Here is a 5251-nt window from a genome sequence, read left to right on the forward strand (position 1 = left end):
GATGACGAGGTTGTCATCTGTCGAGCTGGCGATCCTATTGCCGCGATCGTGCCAATTTCGCAGAACGGCCAGGGCACCTGGGATGAAGTCTGGGCGCTGGCGCTTAAGGGAAGGCCTGCAAACACGCACCAGACTTCGAACCACGATGAACTATATGACGAGAACGGACTGCCGAAATGAGCAGCTCGTCGTCAAGTTCGATTGAAAAACGAACCGAGACTTTAGATACGATAGCGGCTGTTCTGCCGCTGAGCCGCCGCGGCAGGCTCGCCGGGCTATTGACGGATGAGGATGTCGAAACGCTGCGTCATCTGGTCAATGAAGGCATGGGCGAAAACACGCTGCGCGCATTGACCTCGGATCTGGCCTATCTTGAGGCCTGGTCGCTGGCTGCAACCGGTAATCCTCTCCCCTTCCCGGCGCCGGAAGCCCTCCTGCTGAAATTCATTGCGCATCATTTATGGCGGCCACAACAGCGCGAGATCGAACCCGACCACGGCATGCCGTCCGCTGTGGAAGAGGAATTGCGCCAACAAGGCTTTTTGCGTGTGTCCGGACCGCATGCGCCGGCTACCGTGCGACGGCGTCTGGCCAACTGGTCGACGCTGACCCGCTGGCGCGGCCTGGAAGGGGCGTTTTCATCGCCGGCCGTCAAATCGGCCATCCGGCTTGCGGTGCGCGCCTTGAACCGGCCGCGCAGCCGCAAGAGTGCCAATGCGATTACCGGCGATATGCTGGGCAAGCTGCTGGCAACCTGTTCCGGCACGGATCTAACCGCTATCCGGGATCGGGCTATCCTGATGGTGGCCTTCGCCTCGGGCGGCCGTCGGCGCAGCGAAGTCGCCGGCTTGCGTGTAGAACAGCTTGTCAAACAGGCTCCCGTCGCCGATGTGGACGGCTCTCCCCTCCCCTCGCTCGGCATCCATCTTGGTCGCACCAAAACCAGTGGCACCGATCACGATGAAATCGTCTATCTGACCGGCCGTCCCGTCGAAGCCCTCAATCGCTGGCTGGAAGCGGCAAAAATCGACAAGGGCAGCGTGTTTCGCAAGATCGATCGCTGGGGCAACGTTTCCGCGCGAGCGCTGGAACCGAGCGCGGTCAACCGGATCGTCAAGCAGCGCGCGCAAATGGCCGGCCTTGATGCCAAGGAATTCTCCGCGCACGGCCTGCGCTCCGGCTATCTCACGGAAGCGGCCAATCGCGGCATTCCGCTCCCCGAAGCCATGGAACAATCGCGCCACCGCTCCGTGCAGCAGGCGTCCGACTATTACAACAACGCCAAACGGCGCAGCGGACGGGCGTCGCGTTTGCTTTGAGGCCTGTGCCGACCACTACAGAGCAAAGCCGCGCACATCTGTTATTAGTGGTTTGCAGATTGACAGCTATCAGACCCGGGTTAGCATAAGTGGATCTTTATCGAATCCACAGGCCGGGCTAAGGGTAGAGAATGACTGAATTGCGTTCTGGCCTTCCGATAGTTTCATTTGTTGATCAAATTGCACTGGAGAGCTGGTTGGCGAAGCAACCCAGCGATTCCAACGGTGCATGGATTAGATTTCGTAAGAAGGGTTCGAGCATCGCAAGCGTCACCAAAGCTCAGGCGATCGACAGCGCCCTTTGCTATGGTTGGATCGACGGTCAACTTGACAAATACGACGCTGACAGCTGGTTAGTCCGCTTTACCCCCCGCCGACCGCGTAGCAAGTGGTCGGATGAAAATCGGAAACGCGCGCTGGAACTGATCTCGGCGGGGCGCATGCAATCGTCTGGGCAATTGGAAATTGATAAAGCGATGGCAGATGGCAGATGGGAGGCGGCGTATGCTCCAGCTAGCAAAGCTGAGGTCCCAACGGACTTGCAGACTGCGCTTAATGCGAACCCGAAGGCCGCAGCTTTCTTCGCTACGCTCACTGGCGCTAACCGATTTGCGATCTTGTATCGCATTGGCGCGGTGAAGAAAGCTGAGACCAGAGCCCGAAAGATCAGGGATTTCGTTGGTATGCTAGAACGCGGAGAAACCGTTCACGGTTGAAACGACCGCTTTCAGCGTCGCCCTCTTCTGGTTCTGGCGACCGACCTCAGCACGCATGCGGTCGATTGGTTGGGCAATTCAACAGGACGTAACCGGCTGACACGACTTTCTGGGTTATACGACAATGCCAGTCAGCACAGTTTTTCAAGGCTGCGTTGAAGTCAGGCAATCTGGGGTCGGAACAAGAGCAGTGCAAAACCGTACGCTAACGTCGAACGGACCGTGAACCTTCATCGCGAACCCGCAAAATGGTCTGTCGGCTGGTAGCAAACTTTCTTGCGATGGCCGAAAAGCTTATTCCCATCGCCAGATCATCACATACATCCTGCTTCTGTTTGTCGCTCAGCGTCGACGGGCGGCCGAGGGCTTTACCTTCCGACTTCGCTCGCTTCAGGCCGGATTGTGTGCGCTCGATGAGCAAGTCCCGCTCGAACTAAGCAACAGCATTGAGCACGTTCATGGTCATCGTGCCGGCCGAGCTTGTGAGGTCGGCCCCGCCGAGTGCCAGACAATAAACCCTGACGCCCATTTCCGCGAGGGCTTTGATGGTACTGCTTACATCGATAGCATCACGACCAAGGCGGTCCAGTTTGGTCACGATGAGGATGTCTCCGGATTCCAGCTTATCCAACAACCGGGAAAATCCGCGACGCTGCGCGATGGCGGCGCTTCCGGAAACCGTCTCTGTGACGATCCGGCGCGGCTCGACTTGAAAGCCGGCGGCTTCGATTTCCTGGATCTGTTTTTCCGTGGTCTGGCCGGTTGTCGAGACGCGGACATACCCAAAGGTGCGCGGTATAGGCTCAATTTCGTCCGAATAGGCTGTCCGAAACAGCCCCTCTGTTCGAAATCATGTCAAGATAATGTGTGGACAGGCTGTTTCGCCTCTGTACGAAAACGGTCGATTCCGTACAGGGGGCCAGTAGTGCAGAGTTGCAAGAGTAAAGAATGGCCAAGCGGACACTTCTAAAAATCCAGGATCGACACGAGCTTTTCGACATTCCAACCGACGAAGATAGTTTGATCAGACATTATTCGCTTTCACCGGCGGATCGCCTGGAAATAGAGCTTCGTCGGCGCAAGCAAAATCAGCTTGGCTTTGCCGTGCAACTTTGTCTGATGCGTTACCCTGGAAGAGCGCTTCTGCCAAACGAAGTTCCCCCACCGATGCTGCTCAACTATATTGCCGAGCAGATCAACGTGGATCCACGGTTATTTAATTTATACGCAACGCGTGAGGAAACCCGACGCGAACATATCGGACACTTGCAGCGCTATCTCGAGCTACGGAGTGCAACCGCTGAAGACCGTCGCGCCGCTTTGCGTGCGGGAATTGAGGCAGCCTCCCAAACAGATAAAGGGGTGCCCATAGCAAAAGTGATTATCGCCACATTCCGCGAGCGATGCGTTCTCCTACCGGTAGTGAATATGATCGAGCGTATGGGGCTGGCAGCACGAGCCATCGCTCGTCGGCGCGCTGAGAGTGCGCTCATTGCTGATCTCCGTGATGAAAAATTGGAAGCTCTTGATATCCTATTGGAGGTTGACCCGGCGATCCGTCAGACTCGCTTCAATTGGTTGCGGTCCGCTCCAGACGCCCCGGGAGCAGGAAATCTGATTGGAATGACGGAGCGCATAGCGTTCCTACGCCATCTTGAGATCGATCCCCATCTGCAACTTCGCATTCCCGCCGGTCGGTGGGATCAGATGATCCGCGAGGGCGATGCCACTCCGGCCTGGCTTGCCAGTGACTTCAGTTCCAGTCGTCGTCGCGCGACAATTGTGGCTCAGCTTATCAAGCTCGGCCAGAAGCTCACCGACGATGCGGTAACAATGTTCATCAAGCTGATCGGTCGGCTGTTTTCAAAAGCCAATAACAGGAAAAAGCAGCGGCATATGAATGCCCGGATAGAAACATCAAGAGCGCTCAAATTGTTCCTCGACACAATTGTCGCCTTGCAGAATGCCAATGATGCTGATGAAGATGCAATGAAAGTGGTAAACAGGCAGGTCGGCTGGCATAAGCTGCTCCAGATCAAGCCTAACCTTGAAGCCATGGTCGAGAACGCGGACACATCGCCTTTGGTGATGGCGGCAGAACAGTATGCTAATGTTAGAAAGTTCTCGGGCGTCTTCCTTCAGATATTCACGTTTCAGTCACATCGAAAGCATGATCCACTACTGGCGGCGATCAGAATTCTGAGGGGGTTTTATGCGGAAGGGAGGCGTGTTCTGCCCGATCGCGTGCCAATCGGCCATCTCGGGTCATCTGAGAAAAAGCTGATATTCGTGGACGGAAAGCCGGATCGGCGGCTTTACGAGATTGCAACTCTGGCCCATTTGCGGGATCGGCTACGCTCGGGGGATGTCTGGGTTGATGGCAGCCGATCATTCCGGCCGATTGACGAACATCTCATGCCTAAGCCTGCTTTCGTCGCCATGAAAGATGAAGGCAAACTCGGTCTCGGTGTTCAAGGAGACGGCGCGGCCTGGCTCGCGGAAGTCCGGCAGATGATGGACTTTAATCTCAAGCGTTTGGCCTATCGTGCTCGCAATGGAAAGCTTGATTACGTCAGGCTGGAAGCCGGAACCCTGATCGTGACGCCGCGTGCGAGCGATATTCCCGCCGCAGCAGATGAACTGAATGTCGAAATCAGCGAGCTGTATCCGTTGATCGAAGTACCCGACCTTCTTAGGGAAGTGCATGACTGGACCGGGTTCGCCGACCAGTTCACGCATGTCCGGACGGGAGATACGCCGCAAAACATCTCCGCAATGCTCGCCGGTGTTCTAGCGGACGGCACAAACCTCGGACCAAAGCGCATGGCAGGAGCGTCGAAGGGGATCACTGCCCATCAGATCGGATGGATGCGCACCTTTCACGCGCGATCTGAAACCTATAGGGCGGCGCAAGCTTGTGTAACAGACGCTCATACGCGCCATCCACATTCGCTGCTTTGGGGAGATGGATCGACCGCATCATCCGATGGGCAATTCTTCCGTGCCAGCGACCGGGCCGCCAAGCGCGGTGACATCAATCTACATTATGGCAGTGAACCCGGTTCGAAATTCTACAGTCATCTCTCTGACCAGTATGGATACTTCGGCATATTGCCGATCAGCCCGACTGAAAGCGAGGCCGTCTATGTCCTCGACGGTCTATTCGATCACGACACGACTCTGGAGATCGAAGAGCATTTTACCGATACCGGTGGC

Annotated in this window: 4 protein-coding genes and 1 pseudogene; 4 read left to right on the forward strand and 1 reads right to left on the reverse strand. The window is 56.4% G+C overall.

The window, feature by feature from the left end; all coding sequences use genetic code 11:
- The 3 genes from HWX93_RS22350 to HWX93_RS22360 form a co-directional block, all read left to right on the forward strand.
- A partial coding sequence (locus tag HWX93_RS22350) for a prevent-host-death family protein (RefSeq protein WP_176038769.1) occupies window positions 1-180 on the forward strand: 180 nt, incomplete at its 5' end.
- Complete coding sequence (locus tag HWX93_RS22355; RefSeq protein ID WP_176038770.1) at window positions 177-1319, forward strand: site-specific integrase; 1143 nt, start codon at window positions 177-179, stop codon at window positions 1317-1319. The genes HWX93_RS22350 and HWX93_RS22355, both read left to right, overlap by 4 nt.
- A 131-nt stretch (window positions 1320-1450) precedes the next feature.
- The gene (locus HWX93_RS22360; protein ID WP_176038771.1) at window positions 1451-2035 is read left to right on the forward strand and encodes a YdeI/OmpD-associated family protein; all 585 of its coding nucleotides are present in this window, start codon (window positions 1451-1453) and stop codon (window positions 2033-2035) included.
- A 205-nt stretch (window positions 2036-2240) separates the two neighbouring features.
- Here the strand turns inward: HWX93_RS22360 and HWX93_RS22365 are convergent.
- Window positions 2241-2834, reverse strand: a pseudogene (locus HWX93_RS22365) (recombinase family protein).
- 149 nt (window positions 2835-2983) lie between these two features.
- Between HWX93_RS22365 and HWX93_RS22370 the strand changes: the two are divergent.
- Window positions 2984-5251, forward strand: a 2268-nt coding sequence (locus tag HWX93_RS22370) for a Tn3 family transposase (RefSeq protein WP_176038772.1), incomplete at its 3' end; no start/stop codon positions are given.

This window comes from Brucella tritici (assembly GCF_902825325.1).
GTDB lineage: Bacteria > Pseudomonadota > Alphaproteobacteria > Rhizobiales > Rhizobiaceae > Brucella.